The sequence below is a fragment of the Pseudoalteromonas sp. P1-9 genome (genome assembly GCF_001399975.1).
In the GTDB taxonomy this organism is placed as follows: Bacteria; Pseudomonadota; Gammaproteobacteria; order Enterobacterales; family Alteromonadaceae; genus Pseudoalteromonas.
On the sequence record NZ_LKBD01000133.1, the window covers coordinates 1 to 526 of the forward strand.

Genomic DNA, 526 nt, shown 5'->3' on the forward strand with positions numbered 1-526 from the left:
CATATTCAGGTAATAACGACCTCGACTGATGGGACGCCGCTAAGTCCGCTAACAGGGACTGGTAAACACGCACATACATCTCACCTAAGTGTTCGATAAAGGCAGCAGAGTACAGGCTTTCATCGTAGCCAAATATCAGCTCCATTTGATCCTGATTGACGCGACTGGCGAATACAACAAGACCATAACTTGTTTGTTCAAATCCAGAAATCCCAAGTACGTCTATACCTTGATCTTCAATTGATTGAGAAACAGTGTCAAAAGCATGGAAATGCGTGTAGTTAAACGACACTTCACCGAAATCTTTATCCAGGGATTGCTGAATGATCGACAACGGATGCCGGCGGTGTGCCATGCCCTCACGATAAACACTATTCATCCGTGTCAGCAGTTCAGACCAACTTCCCGGTTTCAACGATACCGCGAGAGGTAGGGAATTTAAGTACAAGCCTAAACTCTGCTCAGCACCTTCCTGCTCCGGTCGACCGTTCACGGTCACACTGCTCACCGCATGCGCTTCACCACT

Annotated in this window: 1 protein-coding gene; it reads right to left on the reverse strand. The window is 47.5% G+C overall.

Features of this window, described 5'->3' with window-relative positions:
• The coding region (locus AN214_RS21880; protein WP_152960858.1) for a condensation domain-containing protein at positions 1-526 on the reverse strand (526 nt) is incomplete at both ends.